This is a genomic window from Agromyces italicus DSM 16388, assembly GCF_000421545.1.
Lineage (GTDB): Bacteria > Actinomycetota > Actinomycetes > Actinomycetales > Microbacteriaceae > Agromyces > Agromyces italicus.
The window spans coordinates 64,074-84,561 of sequence record NZ_ATXF01000001.1; the positions used below are offsets into that span (position 1 = coordinate 64,074).

General features: G+C 67.9%; 17 protein-coding genes. 8 read left to right on the forward strand and 9 right to left on the reverse strand.

The features are described from left to right. The first annotated feature begins 92 nt into the window (after positions 1 to 92). Positions 93 to 2,171, forward strand: a complete 2,079-nt coding sequence (locus tag H516_RS0100310; RefSeq protein ID WP_022887734.1) for a DNA gyrase/topoisomerase IV subunit B — start codon at positions 93 to 95, stop codon at positions 2,169 to 2,171. A 107-nt stretch (positions 2,172 to 2,278) separates the two neighbouring features. Here H516_RS0100310 and H516_RS0100315 read toward each other — a convergent pair whose 3' ends face one another. Further along, positions 2,279 to 4,756 carry a DNA gyrase/topoisomerase IV subunit A gene (locus tag H516_RS0100315; protein WP_022887735.1) on the reverse strand — a complete coding sequence of 826 codons (2,478 nt, stop codon included), beginning with the start codon at positions 4,754 to 4,756 and terminating at the stop codon, positions 2,279 to 2,281. Positions 4,757 to 4,831: 75 nt separating this feature from the next. Between H516_RS0100315 and H516_RS0100320 the strand changes: the two genes are divergently transcribed. Further along, positions 4,832 to 5,980, forward strand: a complete 1,149-nt coding sequence (locus H516_RS0100320; protein WP_022887736.1) for an alkaline phosphatase family protein — start codon at positions 4,832 to 4,834, stop codon at positions 5,978 to 5,980. Positions 5,981 to 6,046: 66 nt separating this feature from the next. Here the strand turns inward: H516_RS0100320 and H516_RS0100325 are convergent, their stop codons facing one another. Next, on the reverse strand, positions 6,047 to 6,631 hold the full coding sequence (locus H516_RS0100325) for a DUF3043 domain-containing protein (RefSeq protein WP_022887737.1): 585 nt from the start codon (positions 6,629 to 6,631) through the stop codon (positions 6,047 to 6,049). Positions 6,632 to 6,667: 36 nt separating this feature from the next. Between H516_RS0100325 and H516_RS0100330 the strand changes: the two genes are divergently transcribed. The 5 genes from H516_RS0100330 (at position 6,668) to H516_RS0100350 (ending at position 11,809) form a co-directional block, all read left to right on the forward strand. Beyond that, positions 6,668 to 8,113, forward strand: a complete 1,446-nt coding sequence (locus tag H516_RS0100330) for a dipeptidase (RefSeq protein ID WP_022887738.1) — start codon at positions 6,668 to 6,670, stop codon at positions 8,111 to 8,113. A 79-nt stretch (positions 8,114 to 8,192) separates the two neighbouring features. Continuing rightward, entirely contained in the window at positions 8,193 to 8,543 is a 351-nt protein-coding gene (erpA, locus tag H516_RS0100335; protein WP_022887739.1) for an iron-sulfur cluster insertion protein ErpA, read from the forward strand. A gap of 199 nt (positions 8,544 to 8,742) precedes the next feature. Next, complete coding sequence (gene ctaC / locus H516_RS0100340) at positions 8,743 to 9,645, forward strand: aa3-type cytochrome oxidase subunit II (protein ID WP_022887740.1); 903 nt, start codon at positions 8,743 to 8,745, stop codon at positions 9,643 to 9,645. Next, entirely contained in the window at positions 9,642 to 11,378 is a 1,737-nt protein-coding gene (ctaD, locus tag H516_RS0100345) for an aa3-type cytochrome oxidase subunit I (RefSeq protein ID WP_022887741.1), read from the forward strand. Before ctaC ends, ctaD begins: the two co-directional genes overlap by 4 nt. Further along, the gene (locus H516_RS0100350) at positions 11,378 to 11,809 is read left to right on the forward strand and encodes a cytochrome c oxidase subunit 4 (protein ID WP_022887742.1); all 432 of its coding nucleotides are present in this window, start codon (positions 11,378 to 11,380) and stop codon (positions 11,807 to 11,809) included. The genes ctaD and H516_RS0100350 overlap by 1 nt, the downstream gene beginning before the upstream one ends. Before the next feature lie 66 nt (positions 11,810 to 11,875). Here the strand turns inward: H516_RS0100350 and H516_RS17445 are convergent, their stop codons facing one another. Genes H516_RS17445 through ctaE form a run of 6 tightly spaced genes read right to left on the reverse strand, consistent with a single transcriptional unit; the run spans position 11,876 to position 17,734 of the window. After that, positions 11,876 to 12,559 (reverse strand): class I SAM-dependent methyltransferase, encoded by a 684-nt coding sequence (locus H516_RS17445; RefSeq protein WP_022887743.1) that lies wholly within the window; start codon positions 12,557 to 12,559, stop codon positions 11,876 to 11,878. Positions 12,560 to 12,613: 54 nt separating this feature from the next. Beyond that, the gene (locus H516_RS0100360) at positions 12,614 to 13,504 is read right to left on the reverse strand and encodes a methyltransferase domain-containing protein (protein ID WP_022887744.1); all 891 of its coding nucleotides are present in this window, start codon (positions 13,502 to 13,504) and stop codon (positions 12,614 to 12,616) included. A gap of 32 nt (positions 13,505 to 13,536) precedes the next feature. Then, positions 13,537 to 15,144 carry a cytochrome bc1 complex cytochrome b subunit gene (gene qcrB / locus H516_RS0100365; protein WP_022887745.1) on the reverse strand — a complete coding sequence of 536 codons (1,608 nt, stop codon included), beginning with the start codon at positions 15,142 to 15,144 and terminating at the stop codon, positions 13,537 to 13,539. Beyond that, on the reverse strand, positions 15,141 to 16,217 hold the full coding sequence (qcrA, locus tag H516_RS0100370) for a cytochrome bc1 complex Rieske iron-sulfur subunit (RefSeq protein WP_022887746.1): 1,077 nt from the start codon (positions 16,215 to 16,217) through the stop codon (positions 15,141 to 15,143). Before qcrA ends, qcrB begins: the two co-directional genes overlap by 4 nt. A 37-nt stretch (positions 16,218 to 16,254) precedes the next feature. Beyond that, complete coding sequence (qcrC, locus tag H516_RS0100375; protein ID WP_026378243.1) at positions 16,255 to 17,049, reverse strand: cytochrome bc1 complex diheme cytochrome c subunit; 795 nt, start codon at positions 17,047 to 17,049, stop codon at positions 16,255 to 16,257. A gap of 49 nt (positions 17,050 to 17,098) precedes the next feature. Continuing rightward, complete coding sequence (gene ctaE / locus H516_RS0100380; RefSeq protein ID WP_022887748.1) at positions 17,099 to 17,734, reverse strand: aa3-type cytochrome oxidase subunit III; 636 nt, start codon at positions 17,732 to 17,734, stop codon at positions 17,099 to 17,101. Positions 17,735 to 17,872: 138 nt separating this feature from the next. On the opposite strand from ctaE, the gene trpD reads away from it, so the two are divergent. After that, the gene (trpD, locus tag H516_RS0100385; RefSeq protein WP_022887749.1) at positions 17,873 to 18,925 is read left to right on the forward strand and encodes an anthranilate phosphoribosyltransferase; all 1,053 of its coding nucleotides are present in this window, start codon (positions 17,873 to 17,875) and stop codon (positions 18,923 to 18,925) included. A 66-nt stretch (positions 18,926 to 18,991) separates the two neighbouring features. Here the strand turns inward: trpD and glpK are convergent. Beyond that, positions 18,992 to 20,488: glycerol kinase GlpK (gene glpK / locus H516_RS0100390; protein ID WP_022887750.1), on the reverse strand; the 1,497-nt coding region annotated here is incomplete at its 5' end.

The window sequence follows — 20,488 nt, forward strand, 5'->3', positions numbered from 1 at the left end:
CGGCGCCGGCCCCGTTCCATGCGGCCGGGCATTTCGCTCAGCGCGTAGCGCCTGCGCGCGGGTGTCGGCGGCGCTCACTAGGCTTGTTCGACGTGAGCTCCGACTATTCCGCCCGCCATCTCTCCGTCCTCGAAGGGCTCGAGGCGGTGCGCAAGCGCCCCGGCATGTACATCGGCTCGACCGACTCGCGCGGACTCATGCACTGCGTCTGGGAGATCATCGACAACGCGGTCGACGAGGCACTCGGGGGCCACGGTTCCGAGATCGGCGTGGTCCTCCATCCCGACGGCAGCGTCGAGGTGCGCGACCGTGCCCGCGGCATCCCCGTCGACGTCGAGCCGAAGACGGGCCTCACCGGCGTCGAGGTCGTCTTCACGAAGCTCCACGCCGGCGGCAAGTTCGGCTCGGGCTCGTACGCGGCGTCCGGTGGCCTTCACGGCGTCGGCGCGTCGGTCGTGAACGCCCTCTCCGAGCGGCTCGACGTGGAGGTCGACCGCGACGGCAAGACCTTCGCGATGTCGTTCCACCGCGGGGAGCCGGGCATCTTCTCCGATTCGGGCGCTCCGTCACCCGACGCGCCGTTCGCCCCCTTCGAGGAGCGAAGCGAACTCCGCGTCGTCGGCAAGGTCAAGAAGGGCGTCACGGGCACCCGCATCCGCTACTGGGCAGATCGGCAGATCTTCACGAAGGGCGCCGAGTTCCTGACGGACGAGCTTCTGGGGCGCGCACGGCAGACCGCCTTCCTGGTACCCGGCCTCGCGATCGATGTGACCGACGAGCGGGGCGAGACTCCGCACACGACCTCGTTCCAGTTCGAGGGCGGCATCTCCGAGTTCGTCGATCATCTCGCCCCCGACTCGGGAATCACCGACATCTGGCGACTCAGCGGCACCGGCGACTTCACCGAAACGGTGCCAGTACTGAGCGAGGGCGGCGCCATGGTGCCGACCGAGCTCACTCGCAGCTGCGACGTCGACATCGCGCTGCGCTGGGGCACCGGCTACGACACCGTCGTGCGCTCCTTCGTCAACATCATCGCGACGCCGAAGGGCGGCACCCACCAGACCGGGTTCGACCAGGGCCTCCTCAAGTTCCTCCGGCAGCAGGTCGAGCAGAACGCGCGCCGCCTCAAGGCGGGTAACGACAAGCTCGACAAAGATGACGTGCTCGCCGGTCTCACCGCCGTGATCACCGTGCGCCTGCCCGAGCCGCAGTTCGAGGGCCAGACGAAAGAGGTGCTCGGCACCCCGGCCGTGCGCAGCATCGTCTCGAGCGTGCTCACCAAAGAGCTGGGCGCCCGGTTCGCCTCGACGAAGCGCGACGACAAGACGCAGTCGGCACTGCTGCTCGACAAGGTCGTCGCCGAGATGAAGTCGCGCATCTCGGCCCGAGCGCACAAAGAGACCCAGCGTCGCAAGAACGCGCTCGAGAGCTCGTCGCTCCCGGCCAAGCTCGTCGACTGCCGCTCGAACGACGTGGCCCACAGCGAGCTCTTCATCGTCGAGGGCGACTCGGCACTCGGTACGGCCAAGCTCGCCCGTGACAGCGAACACCAGGCTCTGCTGCCGATCCGGGGCAAGATCCTGAACGTGCAGAAGGCGAGCGTCGCCGACATGCTCGGCAACGCCGAGTGCGCCTCGATCATCCAGGTCATCGGCGCGGGGTCGGGGCGAAGCTTCGACCTCGCGCAGGCACGCTACGGCAAGGTGATCCTGATGGCCGACGCTGACGTCGACGGCGCGCACATCCGGACGCTGCTGCTCACCCTCTTCTTCCGCTACATGCGCCCGATGATCGAAGAGGGGCGCGTCTTCGCCGCCGTGCCGCCCTTGCATCGTGTGGTCGTCATGAACCCGGGCTCGAAGCCCAATGAGACGATCTACACCTACTCGGAGGCCGAGCTGAAGAGCGTGCTGACGGGGCTCGACCGGCAGAAGAAGCGCTATCAAGACCCCATTCAGCGGTACAAGGGCCTCGGTGAGATGGACGCCGACCAGCTTGCGACGACCACGATGGACCGTCGGCACCGCACCCTTCGCCGAGTCGGCATCGGCGACGCCGAGAACGCCGGGCGCGTCTTCGAACTGCTCATGGGCAATGAGGTGGCGCCGCGCAAGGAGTTCATCATCGAGAGCTCCGACGCGCTCGAGCGCGACCGCATCGACGCTTGAGCGGCGTAAGGCCGATCGATCGCGGCGTCGGCCGCATCCCCTGAACGATGAAGGAGGCGGGAACCGAACGGGTGCCCGCCTCCTTCTGCGTGGGAGCACGTCAGCCGTCAGCCGACGCGGCGACCCACCGCCGAGACGACCGACTCGAGCGGCTGGCCCGAGCCGTCGCGCTTCGCACCCGGGTCGGGCAGTTCGCGCGTACTGCCGTCGGGGCCGACGGCGAGTGCGGGGGAGGGGCCGACCCAGGCGAGGTGGAGTGCGTCTTCGCCCTTCAGGAACCGTTGGGCCCGCACACCGCCGGTCGCGCGGCCCTTGGCCGGGAACTCGGCGAACTCGCTCACCTTCGCGCTGCCGGGGTCGGTGCCGAGCAGCGTGTCGGTCGAGGCGGCCACGGTCACGACGACGCAGCCGACGGCCTGGTCGCCCGAGATGCTCGTGAAGTGGATCACGTGCGCTCCCGAACCGAGGTTGATGCCCGCCATGCCGCCCGCCGCGCAGCCCTGCGGACGCACCGAAGTCGCGGGGAAACGCAGCAACTGCGCGTCCGAGGCGACGAACACGAGTTCGTCGGACTCGTCGCCCTGTACGGCTCCGACGACTTCGTCGCCGGCCTTGAGTCCGATGACCTCGAATTCGGGCTTGTTCGGGTAGCCGCCCGTCGCGACGCGCTTCACGATTCCCTGCTTCGTGCCGATGGCGATCGACCGCTCGGCGGCGAGCGACACGATCGCGAGCACCCGCTCGTCGCGGTTGGGGAGCGCGAGGTAATCGGCGACCTTCACGCCGGCGCCGAGCTGCACCGAGGTGGGCGGCAGCATCGGCAGGTCGACGGGCGTGAATCGGATGAGTCGGCCGCGGCTGGTCACCGCGCCGATCTCGGCCCGGCTCGTCGTGTCGAGGGTCGACGCGATCGCATCGTGCTTGCTGCGACGGGCGGGCACGGTGATCGTCGGCGCGCCCGCTGCACCCTCGGGCAGATCGACGCGCGCGATGCGGCCCGTCACCGAGAGGAACACCCGGCACGGGACGTTGGCGACCTCGAGGGCGGCCGCGGCCGCGCGCTTCGCCGCGGCGCCCGCGATCGAGGGACGTGCGTCGGTGAGCAGCGTGCGGCGGGGGGTGCCGTAGCGTTCGGCCGTCTCGGCGAGTTCGTCGGAGACGAGGGCCTCGATGCGGTGACGGCTGGCGAGCAGTGCCTCGAGCTCGGCGATCTCGGCGCGCAGCTTGTCGCGCTCGGCCTCGAGTTCGATGCGCGAGAACTTCGTCAGCCGGCGCAGCTGCAGCTCGAGGATGTACTCGGCCTGCACCTGACTGAGATCGAAGACCTCCATCAGGCGGCTGCGGGCGGCCGCGGTGTCGTCGGAGCCGCGGATGAGCTGGATGACCTCGTCGATGTCGAGGATCGCGACGAGCAGCCCGTCGACGAGGTGCAGCCGCTCGCGCCGACGCGCGAGTCGATACTCGGAGCGGCGCGTGACGACCGAGATGCGATGACCGACGTACACCTGGAGGAGTTCGCGCAGGCCGAGCGTCTGGGGGCCACCGTCGACGAGCGCGACGTTGTTGATGTTGAAGGAGTCTTCGAGCGGGGTCAGCCGATAGAGCTGCTCGAGCACCGCGTCGGGGCTGAACCCGGTCTTGATGCCGATGACGAGCCGCAGGCCGTTGGTGCGGTCGGTGAGGTCGGTGACGTCGGAGATGCCGTTGATCTTCTTGGCGTTGACGCCGTCTTTGATCTTCTCGATGACCTTCTCGGGCCCGACGAGGTACGGCAGCTCGGTGACCACCAGCCCGGTCTTGCGGGCCGTGATCTGCTCGACCGAGACCTTCGCGCGCGTCTTGAAGCTGCCGCGACCCGTCGCATATGCGTCTTTCACCCCGGCGAGGCCGACGATCGTGCCGCCCGTGGGCAGGTCGGGCCCCGGCACGAACTCCATGAGCTCGTCGAGGGTGGCGTCGGGATTGGCGATGAGGTGGCGGGCCGCGCCGACGACCTCGATGAGGTTGTGCGGGGCCATGTTCGTGGCCATGCCGACGGCGATGCCGGCCGCGCCGTTCACGAGCAGGTTCGGGTACGCCGCGGGCAGCACCTCGGGCTGGGTGAGCTGGGCGTCGTAGTTCGGAACGAAGTCGACGACGTCTTCGTCGAGCCCCTCGGTCATGGCGAGCGCCGTGGCGGCGAGTCGTGCCTCGGTGTACCGGGGGGCGGCGGGGCCGTCGTCGAGTGAGCCGAAGTTGCCGTGTCCGTCGATGAGCGGCACGCGCAGCGTGAAGGCCTGCGCCATGCGCACGAGGGCGTCGTAGATGGCGGTGTCGCCGTGCGGGTGCAGCTTGCCCATGACCTCGCCGACGACGCGCGCCGACTTCACGTGGCCCTTGTCTGGCCGGAGGCCCATCGCGCTCATCTGGTACAGGATGCGCCGCTGCACGGGCTTCAGCCCGTCACGGGCGTCTGGCAGGGCTCGCGAGTAGATCACCGAATAGGCGTACTCGAGGAACGAGCCCTGCATCTCGGTGGCGACGTCGACGTCTTCGATGTGCTCGACGATCGGTTCGTCGGCGGGCTGCGATTTGGCTCGGGTCATCCGTATTCTCTGTGCCGTGCGTGCGGGGCACGCGGGGGAACGGGGGCGCGCCCGGCCTGTGCCAGACTGGGCGCGATGTCTGCCATGCTACCGGTGCCCGCCGACACGGCCCCGCGCCTCACCGCAGTGCTCGGCAGTTCGCTCGCGAGCCTCACCGGGGCTGCGAACCCGCTCGGGTTCGCCCGGGCCCGGAGCGCGGTCGTCGTGCTCGTCGATGGGCTCGGGGCGGCGAACCTGCGGCAGCGCGCCGGCCACGCCCGTCACCTCGCGGGCAGCATGGCGAAGCGCGATGTCATCCAGACCGTCTTCCCCTCGACGACGGCGGCCGCGCTCGCGAGCCTCACCACCGGCGTGATGCCGGGTGCCCACGGACTCGTCGGCTACCGCACCCTCGACCCCGCGCACGACCGGCTCGTGAACCAGTTGAACGGCTGGGACGACGGCATGCGCCCCGAGACCTGGCAGTTGCGAGCGACGATCTTCGAGACCGCCGCGGCCGAGGGGGTCGACGCGGTCGCGATCGGGGCGCCGCGCTACGCCGACTCGGGCTTCACCCGGGCGGTGCTGCGGGGGGCGAGGTACGTGCCGGGCCTTCGCATGGCCGATCGGTTCGAGGCGGCACTCGGCGTGCTCGACGGGGGAGCGCCGGCCCTCATCTACCTCTACGTCCCCGAACTCGATCAGGCCGCCCATGCAGACGGCTGGGAGTCGGACCGCTGGCTGGGTCTGCTCGAGCAGCTCGACGCCGAGGTGGCGGCGTTCGAACGGCGGATGCCACGGGGCACGGGCCTGCTCGTCGCCGCGGACCACGGCGTGGTCGACGTGCCCGGCCACCGCCATGTCTTCGTCGACGCGAAGCCCGAACTCGTCGACGGCGTCCGCCATGTCGGCGGCGAGCCGCGGTTCCTCCACCTCTACTTCGAGGACTCCCTCGGTGCGGTGCCGCGGGCGCGGCTCGTCGAGCACTGGCGCGCAGCGGAGTCGGGTCGATCGTGGGTGATGACGCGCGAGGAGGTGATCGCCGCAGGGCTCTTCGGCGAGGTCGCGTCCGAAGTGGAGCCGCGCATCGGAGATCTCCTCGTCGCCGCGCGATCCGGCATCGCCTACTACGACCGGCGTGCCGCCGATCGGCAGGCGGAGACGATGATCGGCCAGCACGGCTCGCTCAGCGACGAAGAGGTGCGGGTACCGCTGATCCGCCGCGGCGCGTACGAGCGCTCCTGACGTCGCCGAAACGCGCGGAAGCCACGTGGCCGGCCGGCCACGTGGCATCCGCGAGGTTCGAATCGATCAGGCGGGGTACTTGCCGCGCTTGACCTGGGGCTTCGGCAGGCGGAGCGGACGCAGCTGGAGCGCGCGCATCGCCGCGTACCAGCGGACCTTCTCGACCTTGTCGGCGCCGAACTTCGCCGCGAGCTTGCGGGTCAGCACCTGGCCGAGGATGATCACATCGACCACCGCGACGAGGAAGAACGCCCAGAGGGACATGATGCCGATGGCCTGGACCTCGGCGCTCGGGATGAACGTCAGGATGATGACGGCGAACATGACGGGGATGAGTACCTCGCCGATGCTGAACCGGGCGTCGACATAGTCGCGGACGTACTTCTTCTGCGGACCGCGGTCACGGGCCGGAAGGTATCGCTCGTCGCCCATCGCCATGCCGACCCGGGCCTTCTCGCGGGCATCGGCGGCCTTCGCGCGCGCCTGCTTGGCCGCCTCTTTGCGGTCGTTCGGCACGAGCGGCCGCTTGTTGGCGGCCTCGCGTTCGGCGCGCGTCGGAGTCGGCGCGCCCTTGCCTCCCTTGAGGCGTGCCTGGGTCTCTTCGAGCGTCTCGGCGCTCGGCTGCTCGGTGCTGTTGGGTTGCTTTGCCACGGGGTCCTCGAATCGGTTCCCCTTAAGATTACCGGCATGACCGACTCTCTCCCCACTGTCGCCGGAGCCGATGCGGCGAACGCGCAGGTCGAGGCGATCCGTGCGGCCGTCGCCGATGGATTCCCGTCGACGATCGCCGACCTGACCGACCTCGTGAAGATCCCCTCGGTGTCGTGGCCCGCCTTCGACCCGGCCAATCTCCAGGCGAGCGCCGAGGCCGTCGCCGAGCTCGTGCGCGGGCTCGACGTCTTCGACCTCGTCGACGTCCGTCGTGCGCCGGTGGCCGGCGCCGAGCACGACGACGACCCGCAGCTCGGCTCCCCGGCGGTGATCGCGCACCGCGCCGCGCGCAACGGCCGGCCGACGGTGCTGCTCTACGCGCACCACGACGTGCAGCCGCCCGGGCGCGACGAAGACTGGGACTCGGCCCCGTTCGAACCGACGCTCCGCGGCGACCGCCTCTACGGTCGAGGCGCCGCCGACGACAAGGCCGGGATCATGGCGCACGTCGGCGCGATCCGCGCCCTCACCTCGGTGCTCGGGCACGACCTCGACCTCGGCATCGCGCTCTTCATCGAAGGCGAGGAGGAGTACCTCTCGCAGTCCTTCGGCAACTTCCTGCACGCGCACCGCGAACTCCTCGAGGCCGATGCGATCATCGTCGCCGACTCGGGCAATTGGGATCTCGAGACCCCCGCGATCACCGTCGCGCTCCGCGGCGCGGTCGCGTTCAACCTCCGCATCGACACCCTCGCGCACGCCTCGCACTCGGGGATGTTCGGCGGGGCGGTGCCCGACGCGATGTTCGCGGCCATCCGCCTGCTCGACACGCTCTGGGCCGCCGACGGCTCGGTCGCGGTCGACGGGCTCGCCTCGGCCGGACTCGAGACGCCCGAGTACGACGAGGCGCAGCTCCGCGCCGAGACGGGCCTGCTCGAGGGCGTCACCCCGATCGGCAACGACACGATCCTCTCGCGCATCTGGTCGCAGCCCGCCATCACCATCACCGGCATCGACGCGCCCGACATCGCGAACGCGTCGAACACGCTGGTGCCCGGGGTCCGGGTGCGTGTCAGCGCGCGCGTCGCCCCCGGCCAGGACGCACGCGAAGCCTACGAGGCGATCCGCGCGCACCTCGAGCGGAACGCGCCGTTCGGCGCCAGACTCGCCTTCGACGACGTCGACACCGGGCAGCCGTTCCTCGTCGACACGAGCGGATGGGCGGTCGCCGAGACCCGCGGTGCGATGGAGGACGCCTGGGGAAGGCCCGCCGTCGAGATCGGCGTCGGCGGGTCCATCCCGTTCATCGCCGAGCTGGTCGAGGAGTTCCCGTCGGCGCAGATCCTGGTGACCGGCGTCGAAGACCCCGACTCGCGCGCGCACAGCCCGAACGAGTCGTTGCACCTCGGCGTCTTCCAGCGGGCGCTGCTCGCCGAGGCGCTGTTCCTCGCGCGACTCGACGCGCGAGAGGAGGATTCCTGAGGGCTTCCAGCCGTCGGTCGGGTTCCGGCGGTTACCATGGGATGAGGATCACGCGTTTCCAGACGCATCGAGGAGAGACATGAGCGACACGATCACCGACACCACGCACGGCGTGAAGCTGAGCGACCCCGCCGCCGACAAGGTGCGCAGCCTGCTCACGCAGGAGGGTCGCGACGACCTGCGCCTGCGCGTCGCAGTGCAGCCGGGCGGCTGCTCGGGGCTGATCTATCAGCTGTACTTCGACGAGCGCCTGCTCGACGGCGATGCCGTCGTCGACTTCGAGGGTGTCGAGGTCGTCGTCGACAAGATGAGCGTGCCCTACCTCGACGGAGCCTCGATCGACTTCGAGGACTCGATCCAGAAGCAGGGCTTCACGATCGACAACCCCAACGCGCAGGGAAGCTGCGCGTGCGGTGACTCGTTCCACTGAGCCATACGCCATCCCGCCGAGAGGAGGCCGCGAAATGCGGCCTCCTTTCGTGTTTTCTGCAGATCGAGGGTGATTTTCGGGCCGCGGCGCGCCCGACACCGCACCCGGATGCACACCTCGGGGGCGGAGTCGGAGTAGGCTAGACAACGATCAACGCGCTTCGCTGTGAAGCGCCTTCGAGTCTCCCGAAAGGTCACCGGTGCGCCACAATCGCCGTCTCCGATGGGCTGCAATTCCGATCGCAGCGTCACTCAGCCTCGTACTCGCCGGGTGCACGCAGGCTCAGTTGAACGGATTCCTCCCCGGCTTCGTCGAGGGCGAGGCACCGGTCACGAACCACACCGAGCGAGTCTCGGGCCTGTGGGTCACCTCGTGGATCGTGCTGCTCATCGTCGGTGTCATCACCTGGGGTCTGACGATCTGGGCGGTCATCGCGTACCGCCGTCGCAAGGGCCAGACGGGCCTGCCGGTGCAGCTGCGCTACAACATGCCGATCGAGGTGTTCTACACGATCGTGCCCCTGATCCTCGTGCTCGGGTTCTTCGCGTTCACCGCGCGTGACCAGCAGGCGATCGAGCAGCGCTTCGCCGAAGACGAGGTCGAGGTCAAGGTCGAGGTCATCGCCAAGCAGTGGGCGTGGGACTTCAACTACGTGAACGAAGACGTCTACTCGCCCGGCATCCAGGGCCAGCTCGACGACGAGGGCCCCAAGGGCTCGCTCGTCCAGTCCGAGCTGCCGACCCTGTACCTGCCCGTGGGCAAGAACGTCGAGATCGAGCTCGAGTCGCGCGACGTCATCCACTCGTTCTGGGTCGTCGACTTCCTCTACAAGAAAGACATGTTCCCGGGCAAGACGAACTACATGTCGTTCGTCCCCGAGCGCGAGGGCACCTACGCCGGCAAGTGCGCCGAGCTCTGCGGCGAGTACCACTCGCTCATGCTCTTCAATGTCGAGGTCGTCTCCGAGGCCGAGTACGAGGACTACATCGAGTCGCTCCGCGAGGCGGGCCAGGAGGGCCAGCTGTCGAGCGAGTACGACCGAAATCAGAACATGCCCGGCACGGGCGCGCCTGAACTGAATGAGGAGCACGAAGCCGAATGAGCACCACGACCGCACCGGCTCGACCTCAGTCGAGCAGCCTGCCGTTCGGCGCCTCGAAGGTCGAACGCAAGGGCAACATCCTGGTGAAGTGGATCACGTCCACCGATCACAAGGTGATCGGGTACATGTACCTGATCACGGCGTTCATCTACTTCTGCATCGGCGGCGTGATGGCGCTGATCATCCGCGCCCAGCTGTTCGAGCCCGGCCTCGAACTCATCCAGACCCGCGAACAGTACAACCAGCTGTTCACCATGCACGGCACGATCATGCTGCTGATGTTCGCGACGCCGCTGTTCGCGGGCTTCGCGAACGTGCTGATGCCGCTGCAGATCGGCGCGCCCGACGTCGCGTTCCCGCGGCTGAACGCCTTCGCGTACTGGCTCTTCAACTTCGGTTCGCTCATGGCCGTCGCCGGCTTCTTCACGCCGCAGGGTGCGGCCTCGTTCGGATGGTTCGCGTACCAGCCGCTGGCCTCGACCACGTTCTCGCCGGGCGTCGGCGGAAATCTCTGGATGATCGGCCTCGGCCTCTCGGGCTTCGGCACGATCCTCGGTGCGGTGAACTTCATCACCACGATCATCACGATGCGCGCCCCCGGCATGACCATGTTCCGCATGCCGATCTTCACGTGGAACACGCTCGTCACCTCGATCCTCGTGCTGATGGCCTTCCCCGTCCTAGCGGCCGCGATGCTCGCCGCCGCCGCCGACCGCGTCTTCGGCGCGCACATCTACGACCCCGCCAACGGCGGCGTGATCCTGTGGCAGCACCTCTTCTGGTTCTTCGGCCACCCCGAGGTCTACATCATCGCGCTGCCGTTCTTCGGTATCGTCTCCGAGATCTTCCCGGTCTTCAGCCGCAAGCCGATCTTCGGCTACAAGACCCTGATCTACGCGACGATCGCGATCGCGGCTCTGTCGGTCACCGTCTGGGCCCACCACATGTACGTCACGGGATCGGTGCTGCTGCCCTTCTTCGCCCTGATGACGATGCTCATCGCCGTTCCGACCGGTGTGAAGATCTTCAACTGGATCGGCACGATGTGGCGAGGTTCGATCACCTTCGAGACACCGCTGATCTGGTCGCTGGGCTTCCTCGTGACGTTCGTCTTCGGCGGTCTGACCGGTGTGATCCTGGCGTCGCCGCCGCTCGACTTCCACGTCTCCGACACCTACTTCGTCGTCGCGCACTTCCACTACGTGGTGTTCGGTACGGTCGTGTTCGCGATGTTCGCCGGCTTCTACTTCTGGTGGCCGAAGTGGACCGGCAAGATGCTCAACGAGACGCTCGGCAAGTGGCACTTCTGGCTGCTCTTCATCGGCTTCCACACGACCTTCCTCGTGCAGCACTGGCTGGGCGTCGTCGCCATGCCTCGCCGGTACTACTCGTACCTGCCTGAAGACAACATCACCTGGATGAACCAGCTGTCGACGATCGGTGCGGGCATCCTCGCGATCTCGCTGATCCCGTTCTTCCTGAACGTCTACATCACGGCTCGCCGCGCTCCCAAGGTCACGGTCAACGATCCGTGGGGCTACGGCGGCTCGCTCGAGTGGGCGACCAGCTGCCCGCCGCCGCGCCACAACTTCACGTCGATCCCGCGCATCCGCTCCGAGCGTCCCGCGTTCGACCTGAACCACCCCGAGGCCGGCATTCCGGTCGGCATCGGCCCCGCGAAGGACGCCCCTGAGGCACCGACGTACGACGCCGCCACGGAGGAGATCAAGTAATGCGCGCCAACGTCATCCTGTTCTGGATCCTCACGGTCTTCTTCGTGATCATGGCCGGCGTCTACACGGCGTGGAGCTGGGCCGACAACGCCTCGCGCGGGCTCGACCACCCCGAGTGGGCGGGTACGGTCGCGATCAGCCTGACCGCGATCCTCTCGGGCTTCATCGCGTTCTACCTCGGTCGCGTGCACAAGGCTCAGGGCGCAGAACTGCCCGAGGACCGTCTCGACGCCAACATCGACGACGGCGACGCCGAGCTCGGATTCTTCAGCCCGTGGAGCTGGTGGCCCATCATGCTCGCCGGCGCGGCGGCGCTCCTCTTCCTCGGCCTCGCGGTCGGGTTCTGGATCTCGTTCATCGCGGTCGGCATCGGTCTCATCAGCCTCGTCGGCTGGGTCTACGAGTACTACCGCGGCAACTTCGCGCGCTGACGTTCGTTCATCGAAGCCCCCGACGCCCATCGGTGTCGGGGGCTTCGTCGTGCAGGCGAGCGGTCGTCATCGCCGTGCCCCGACGATGCACCAGACTCGATCCTGGTGTCGATAGCTCGCATGCAGCCCGTGCGCCGAGACGACGCCGACCATCGCGTCGGGGGAGTGGACGAATCCCCGATAGCCTCGCCCGAGGAGCCGCATCACGAGATTCACCCAGCCCGCAGCGGCCCGGCTCATCACACTTCTCGGTGGATGGCTGAAGACGAGCGCACTGGTCGCCAGATCCGCCGCGGCCGAGAGCAGGCGCTCGGCGTCGGGATAACAGCACACGACCCGGTGGAGCACGACGATGTCGGCAGGGCCCACGGCATTCGGGTGTTCGGCGATGTCGACGCCGACCGTCCTGGTCACTCGACCCGCCACACCCGCTTCGGCGAGCAGTCGGTGTGCGGTCTTCTCGTAGGCAGCGGACAACTCGAGGTTGACGGTGCTCGCGGCGCCGCGTTCGAGCAGGGCCAACTGCAACTCGCCGACCCCGCCGCCGATCTCGAGAACCCGTGCGCCTTCGACGCCGACCTCGTCGACGAGGTAGGCGACGATGCGCCGCTCAGGAGCAGCCAGACCCCGTCGCGCGTAGTGGCGTGCGACCCGCCGTGCGAATCGCTCGTCGAAGACGGCGTCGTAGCGTTCGTCCCCGACACCGGTGCGCCTCGGCGCTGCGCCGCTCGCGCTGCAACAGTCGTCCACGACGCAATTATGGAACCCGGGCGCCGTTCCCGCACGCCGGTCATGCCAGTCGTCTCAGGTGGGCGTCACGTGGGTGATGCTCAAGAGCTCGACCGAGACCGTGACGGGATCGAGCGGCTCGATGTTCACGCGGGCGCCGGCCGCGTGGAGAGCGAGCGTCTCGACATGGTGCGCCGATGGGCCCATCTCGGCGAGTCGGAGTCGCGTCGCGGCATCCGACTGGAGGGAATACTCGACCGCTGCGGTCGAATGCAGCGTCAATCCGGCGTCGCCGAGTTGCTCGATCAGTCGCGATGACTTGCCGCTGGGGATGTCGAGGACGAGGCCGTCACGGCGCAACTCCTGAAGGTGCCGCTCGGTCGGCACCACGCTGAGAATGCTTCCGCCGGGGCGGATCACGCGCGCGAACTCCTCGAGATTGCGCGGAGCGAACACGTTGAGGATGATGTCGACACTGTCGGTGCGAAGCGGAAGCGGGCGCCAGATGTCGAGCACGATGCCGGTCGCGTCGCCGAGCGCACGCAGGCTCGCGCGTACCGCATCCGGCGATCTGTCCGCGAGGAGGAACTGGAGCTCGGGGAGTGCTCGCGCGAGCTCTGCAGAGTAGTGCCCCGTGCCGCAGCCGAGGTCAGCGATACGCAACGAGGAGCCCGATCCACCGGGGAAGGGGGACCCGGGCGCGTCCTTCGCCACCGACCGCACGGCCTCGACGAGCGCATCCGAGATCGGAGCGTAGGCACCGCTGCCGAGGAGCTCGGCGCGGGCGCGCAGCATCTCGGGATCGTCGCCGATCGTGCGTGGCGCACCCGGGGGAAGCAGCGTGAGATAGCCGTGCTTCGAACGGTCGAATCGATGACCCGATCCGCATCCGAAGACGCGATCGTCGATGGGGGAGAGGTCGAGGAAACAGTTCGGGCACCGAAGCCAGGTCGAATCGATCGACATGGTTCGGTGCCCGGATCTGTCAGACGCGTGCGTCAGTGGTGGCCGTCGTGGCCGGCCTCGAGCTCGCCCTTCGTGACCGGCGCGATGCGGTCCTCGAAGAACCAACGCGAGATCGCGGCGCGAAGGCGCTGACCGACGGTGATCTTGCCACGCGCGTTCGGACGGATCATGAGCGGCTCGTAGCTCTCGTAGCTCACCAGACGCCAGCGCTCGTACTCGTCGAGCGGCTGGTGCACCTCGATGAACTCACCACCCGGGAGCTTGACGATTCGACCCGACTCGTAGCCGTGCAGCACGATCTCACGGTCTTTCTTCTGCAGTGCGAGGCAGACGCGCTTCGTGATGAAGTACGCGACGAACGGGCCGATGATGACCGTGGCCTGGAGAGCGTGGATCACGCCCTCCATGGTCAGCCAGAAGTGGGTGGCGAGGATGTCGGAGCTCGCCGCGGCCCAGAGACCTGCGTAGAACGTGACTCCGGCGGCGCCGATCGCGGTACGCGTCGGAGCGTTGCGAGGGCGGTCGACGATGTGGTGTTCGCGCTTGTCGCCCTTCACCCACGCCTCGATGAACGGATAGATGAGCACCGTCACGATGAATCCGCCGAGCACGACGAGGGGCACGATGATGTTGAACGACCAGGTGCGGTCGAGCCACACGAACTCCCAACCCGGCGGGATCAGACGCAGCGCGCCGTCGGCGAAGCCGATGTACCAGTCGGGCTGGGTACCTGCCGACACGGGCGACGGGTCGTAGGGACCGTAGTTCCAGATCGGGTTGATCGTGAACATCGACGCGATGAGCGCGAGCACACCGAAGACGATGAAGAAGAACCCACCGGCCTTGGCCGCGTAGATCGGGAGGATGGGCGGTCCGACCGCGTTCTGCTGGGTCTTGCCGGGGCCCGCGTACTGCGTGTGCTTGTGGACGACCACGAACACGAGGTGGAGGGCGACGAGCGCGACCACGAGTGCCGGGAGCAGCAGGATGTGCAGGGTGTAGAGACGACCCACGATCTGGGTGCCCGGGAACTCGCCGCCGAAGATGAGGAACGACGTCCACGTGCCGATCAGCGGGATGCCCTTGACCATGCCGTCGATGATGCGGAGGCCGTTGCCCGAGAGCAGGTCGTCGGGCAGCGAGTAGCCCGTGAAGCCCTCGGCCATCGCGAGGATGAAGAGGATGAAGCCGATCACCCAGTTCAGCTCGCGCGGCTTGCGGAACGCACCCGTGAAGAAGATGCGCAGCATGTGCAGTCCGATGGCGGCGACGAACAGCAGCGCGCCCCAGTGGTGCATCTGGCGCACGAACAGGCCGCCGCGGATGTCGAAGGAGATGTCGAGGGTCGACGCCATCGCGACCGACATCTCGACGCCCTTGAGCGGCACGTACGAGCCGTCGTAGTGGACCTCGGCCATCGACGCCTGGAAGAAGAACGTCAGGAAGGTGCCCGAGATGAGCACCACGACGAAGGCGAAGAGCGCGACCTCACCGAGGAGGAAGGACCAGTGGTCGGGGAACGCCTTGCGACCGAGCTCCTTGACGAAGCCGGCGACACTCGTCCGTTCGTTGACGTAGACGGAGGCTGCCGCGGTGAACGACCGCTTCTGCGGCGCGGTGGCGGACGGTGCGGTGCTCAATGGCGCTCCCAGAAGCTCGGGCCGACGGGTTCGGTGAAGTCGCTCTGCGCGATGAGGTAGCCCTCGTCGTCGACGGCGATCGGCAGCTGCGGCAGGGGCCGCTTGGCCGGTCCGAAGATGACCTCGCAGTGGTTGGCCACATCGAACTGAGACTGGTGGCAGGGGCAGAGCAGGTGGTGCGTGTGCTGCTCGTACAGCGCGACCGGGCAACCGACGTGGGTGCAGATCTTGGAGTAGGCGACGATGCCCTCGTACGACCAGCTTTCGCGATCGGGCAGTTCGTTGAGCTCCTCGGGGTTCAGGCGCATGAGCAGCACTGCCGCCTTCGCCTTCTCTTCGAGCCGGCCGTGCTCGAGTTCGGTCAGGCCCTCGGGGATCACGTGGAACGCACTGCCGATGGTGACGTCGGCGGCCTTGATCGGCGTGCCCGACGGGTCGAGCGCGAGGCGCGTGCCCTTCTTCCACATCGTGTGGCTGAGCAGCTCGACGGGGATCTGATCTTGCGGGGCGAATCCGCGGAACAGGACGACGGCCGGGAGCGGGAAGACCAGCAGCGCGCCGATGAGGCTGTTGCGGATCGCGGCACGACGGGTGAAGCCCGATTCGCGGTCGGCGTCGGCGAAGACCTTCGCGGCCGCCGCCTGCGTCTCGGGGGAGCCGCCGATCGGGTGGCGCTCGTCGGCGAGCTCGACGTCGGTCATGATCGACTTCGCCCAGTGCACGGCCCCGAAGCCGATGCCGAACAGAGCCAGCGTCGCACCGAGGCCGATGAACATGTTGTTCAGCCGGACGTCCCCGACGTTGTTCGACTCCATCGGGAACAGCATGTAGGCCGCGATGGCCCAGACGCTGCCGAGGATCGACAAATAGAAGAGCGTGTAGACGGTGCGCTGCGCACGCTTCTCGCGCTTCGGGTCTTCGTCGGTGACGCGGGGCCGGTGCGGCGGGAATCCGGGGTTCTCGAACGTGTCAGCGGTGATGACCGCAGTACCCGGCGAGACGGCTGAATCGTGCGCGGCGTGCGACGAGTCGGCAGCGGCGATCTCCGCGCTGCTGTGGTCGTCCTGTGCCATGGTTCTCCTTCGTAGCTTCTTCAGTGCCGGGCGTGCGCTAGTTGGACTTCGCCGTGATCCACACGGTGATCGCGACGATCGCGCCGAGACCGAAGATCCAGATGAACAGGCCCTCCGCGACCGGGCCGAGCGAGCCGAGCTCGAATCCGCCAGGAGAACGGTTGTCCTGGACGTACTTGAGGTACGTGATGACGTCGCGCTTGTCTTCGGGGGAGATGTTCAGGTCGTTGAACACCGGCATGTTCTGCGGGCCCGTGACCATGGCTTCGTAGATGTGCACGCCCGAGACATCCGTGAGCGGGGGAGCGAACTTGCCTTCGGTCAGCGCGCCGCCGGCGCCGGCGACGTTGTGGCACATCGCGCAGTTGATGCGGAAGAGCTCGGCACCGTTGGCGGCGTCGCCGCCGCCGTTGACGAGGTGGTCGCTCGGGATCTCGGGGCCCGGGCCGAGCGAGGCGACGAAGTAGGCGAGCTGCTTCACCTGCTCATCGGTGAACTGGACGGGCTTCTGCTGTGCCTGCGGGCCCTGCATCTGCATCGGCATGCGGCCGGTACCGACCTGGAAATCGACCGAGGCGGCGCCGACGCCGATGAGGCTCGGCCCGTTGTCGGTGCCCTGGGCCTCGAGGCCGTGGCAGGTCGCGCAGTTCGCCTGGAAGAGCTTCTTGCCCTCTTCGATGGTCTGCTGCGAGTTCGGGTCGACTTCGGCCTGGGCGACGGTGCCGGTGCTGAGCGCTGCGTAGGCGCCGCCGGTGAAGACGAGACCGAGCGCGAGGAGCGCGGCGGTGGCGAGCGGGTGCCGGCGTCCGGCGCGTCGCTTCGAGCGAGTCATGTGGTTCTTCCTGTTCACGGGCATGAGGGCTGACGCTTCTCGGGGCGGCTTACTTCAGTACGTAGATGACGAGGAAGAGACCGATCCAGACGACGTCGACGAAGTGCCAGTAGTACGAGACGACGATCGCGCTCGTGGCCTCGCGGTGACCGAAGTTCTTGACCGCGAACACGCGGCCGATGATGAGCAGGAACGCGATGAGGCCGCCGGTGACGTGGAGGCCGTGGAAGCCGGTCGTCAGGTAGAACGCGGAGCCGTAGGCGTTGGAGTCGATCGCGATGCCCTCGGAGACGAGGGTGGCGTACTCCCAAACCTGGCCGGCGACGAAGATCGAGCCCATCGCGAAGGTGAGGAAGAACCACTCGACCATGCCCCACTTCGCCACGTTGTACCACGCGCCGGTTGCGTACGGCTGCATGCGCTCCGCCGCGAAGACGCCGAACTGGCAGGTGAACGACGAGAGCACGAGGATGATCGTGTTCGTCAGCGAGAACGGGAAGTTGAGTCGATCGGCCTCGAACGCCCAGAGCTCGGGCGAGGTCGACCGCAACGTGAAGTAGATCGCGAAGAGGCCGGCGAAGAACATGACCTCGCTGCCCAGCCAGACGATCGTTCCCACCGCTACGGTGTTCGGTCGATTGATCACGGGCGCGCTCGCCTGATAAGTGATTGAGGTGCTCGTCACCCTCCCATTATGGCCGAAATCAGGCCTGAGTTTTCGTCATCCGCCTGGACCGTGTCGGCCGAGACGGGTAAGGGAACCCTAAGTCGCGCTGTGGGAAGCCCGGGAATACGCCGTGAATCGGGCGGATAGGATCGGCACATGCCCGATCACCAGAATTGGCCCGACGTCCTGAACTCCCTTCTACAGGGGGTAGATCTCAGCGTTTCGGATGCCGCGTGGTGCATGGAACAGGTGATGACGGGCGCCGCGACCGAGGCGCAACTCGCGGCGTTCCTCGTCGCGCTCCGCATCAAGGGGGAGACGGTCGACGAGATCGTGGGCTTCCGCGACGCCGTGCTGGAACACGCCGTTCCGCTCGCGGCTGACCCCATGGCGCTCGACATCGTGGGCACCGGCGGCGATCGCTTCGGCACGGTGAACGTCTCGACCATGGCGTCGATCGTCGCCGCGGCCGCCGGCGTACCCGTGATCAAGCACGGCAACCGTGCGGCGAGCTCGGCGTCGGGTTCCTCCGACGTGCTTGCCGCGCTCGGGCTCGACCTCGCCCTGCCCGCCGAGCGCGTGACGAAGGTGCTCGACGAGGCGGGCATCACGTTCGCCTACGCCGCGGCGTTCCACCCCGGATTCCGCCATGCCGGTGCCGTGCGCGCCCAGCTCGGCGTTCCCACCGTCTTCAACTTCCTCGGTCCGCTCTGCAATCCTGCCCGGCCCGAAGCCTCGGCGGTCGGCGTCGCCCAGCTCGATCGGGTACCGCTCATCGTCGGCGTGTTCCAGACGCGCGGCGCCACCGCGCTCGTCTTCCGTGGCGACGACGGGCTCGATGAACTCACCACCACCGGGCACAGCCACATGTGGGAGGTCTCGGGCGGCACGGTGAAGGAGCACGACCTCGATCCGCGCGACCTCGGAATCCCGCGGGCGAGCATCGACGCGCTCACGGGCGGCGACGCCACGCACAACGCCGCGATCGTGCACGAGGTACTCGCGGGCGCGCGCGGCGCCGTCCGCGACATCGTGGTCCTGAACGCGGCCGCCGGCCTCGTCTCGTTCGAGCTCGCGAAGGACCCGGCCCAGTTCCAGCGCCCGATCCTCGATCGCTTCCGTGACAAGATGGCGATCGCCGAGGAGACCATCGATCGGGGCGCCGCCGCCGCGAAACTCGACGAGTGGATCGCGGCGACCAAGCGCTGATCCCGTGTTGAACGACGATGCGGGCCCCGTGGCATCCACGAGGCCCGTGCTTCGTCGCCGACGTCGCTACTTCACGTCGTCGTCGACCCAGTCGAAGGTCTTCGACACGGCCTTCTTCCAGAGCCGGAGCTGCCGGTCGCGTTCGTCGGCGTCCATCTTCGGCTCCCAGCGGGAATCCTCCTGCCAGTTCGCCCGCAGCTCGTCGAGGCTCGACCAGAATCCGACCGCGAGGCCGGCGGCGTACGCCGCGCCCAGCGCCGTCGTCTCGGCGACGACCGGACGCACGACCGGCACGCCGAGGATGTCGGCCTGGAACTGCATGAGCGTGTTGTTGGCGATCATGCCGCCGTCGACCTTGAGCTCGGTGAGGTCGACGCCCGAGTCGGCGTTCACCGCATCGAGAACCTCCCTCGTCTGGAAGGCCGTCGCCTCGAGGGCCGCGCGGGCGATGTGGCCCTTGTTGACGTAGCGGGTGAGGCCGACGAGGGCACCGCGGGCGTCGGGTCGCCAGTACGGCGCGAACAGGCCCGAGAACGCGGGTACGAAGTACGCGCCGCCGTTGTCCTCGACCGACTTCGCGAGCTCCTCGACCTCGGGCGAACTCGAGAAGAGGCCGAGGTTGTCGCGCAGCCACTGGATCAGCGATCCGGTGACGGCGATCGAGCCCTCGAGCGCGTAGTGCGGCGGCTGGTCGCCGAGCTTGTAGCCGACGGTCGTGAGCAGGCCGTTCTTCGAGTGGACGATCTCCTCGCCGGTGTTGAAGATGAGGAAGTTGCCCGTGCCGTAGGTGTTCTTCGACTCGCCGGTCTCGAACGCGGCCTGTCCGAAGGTCGCGGCCTGCTGGTCGCCGAGGATGCCGGCGACCGGCACCTCGCGGAGAAGGCTCGACGGCTCGACCGTGCCGTACACCTCCGACGACGACTTGATCTCGGGGAGCATCGAGCGCGGCACGCCGAACGCGGCGAGGATGCCGTCGTCCCATTGCAGCGTCTCGAGGTCCATGAACATCGTGCGGCTCGCGTTCGTGACATCCGTCGCGTGCACACCGCCCTCAGTGCCGCCGGTGAGGTTCCAGAGCACCCAGGTGTCGGTCGTGCCGAACAGGAGGTCGCCGGCCTCGGCCTTCTCTCGCGCGCCGGGCACGTTCTCGAGGATCCACACGATCTTCGTGCCCGAGAAGTACGTCGCGAGCGGCAGACCGACCTGCTGCTTGAACCGCTCGACGCCGCCGTCGGCCGCGAGACGGTCGACGATGGGCTGGGTGCGGGTGTCCTGCCAGACGATCGCGTTGTACACCGGTTCGCCGGTGTTCCTGTCCCACACGACGGCGGTCTCGCGCTGGTTGGTGATGCCCACCGCGGCGATGTCGTGCCGGGTGAGGTCGGCCTTGCCGAGGGCCTGCCCGATCACCTCGCGGGTGTTGGTCCAGATCTCGGCGGGGTCGTGCTCGACCCAGCCGGCCTTCGGGAAGATCTGCTCGTGCTCGAGCTGCCCGGTCGAGACGATCGATCCGGCCTTGTCGAAGATGATCGCGCGCGAACTCGTCGTGCCCTGGTCGATCGC

Coding starts and splice junctions, on each gene's coding strand:
- H516_RS0100360 (WP_022887744.1), bottom strand. CDS start 13,504: ATGTCGATCGATTCGACCTGGCTTCGGTGCCCGAACTGTTTCCTCGAC.
- trpD (WP_022887749.1), top strand. CDS start 17,873: ATGCCCGATCACCAGAATTGGCCCGACGTCCTGAACTCCCTTCTACAG.
- H516_RS0100330 (WP_022887738.1), top strand. CDS start 6,668: ATGACCGACTCTCTCCCCACTGTCGCCGGAGCCGATGCGGCGAACGCG.
- ctaD (WP_022887741.1), top strand. CDS start 9,642: ATGAGCACCACGACCGCACCGGCTCGACCTCAGTCGAGCAGCCTGCCG.
- H516_RS0100350 (WP_022887742.1), top strand. CDS start 11,378: ATGCGCGCCAACGTCATCCTGTTCTGGATCCTCACGGTCTTCTTCGTG.
- H516_RS0100315 (WP_022887735.1), bottom strand. CDS start 4,756: ATGACCCGAGCCAAATCGCAGCCCGCCGACGAACCGATCGTCGAGCAC.
- H516_RS0100320 (WP_022887736.1), top strand. CDS start 4,832: ATGTCTGCCATGCTACCGGTGCCCGCCGACACGGCCCCGCGCCTCACC.
- qcrA (WP_022887746.1), bottom strand. CDS start 16,217: ATGGCACAGGACGACCACAGCAGCGCGGAGATCGCCGCTGCCGACTCG.
- qcrC (WP_026378243.1), bottom strand. CDS start 17,049: ATGACTCGCTCGAAGCGACGCGCCGGACGCCGGCACCCGCTCGCCACC.
- erpA (WP_022887739.1), top strand. CDS start 8,193: ATGAGCGACACGATCACCGACACCACGCACGGCGTGAAGCTGAGCGAC.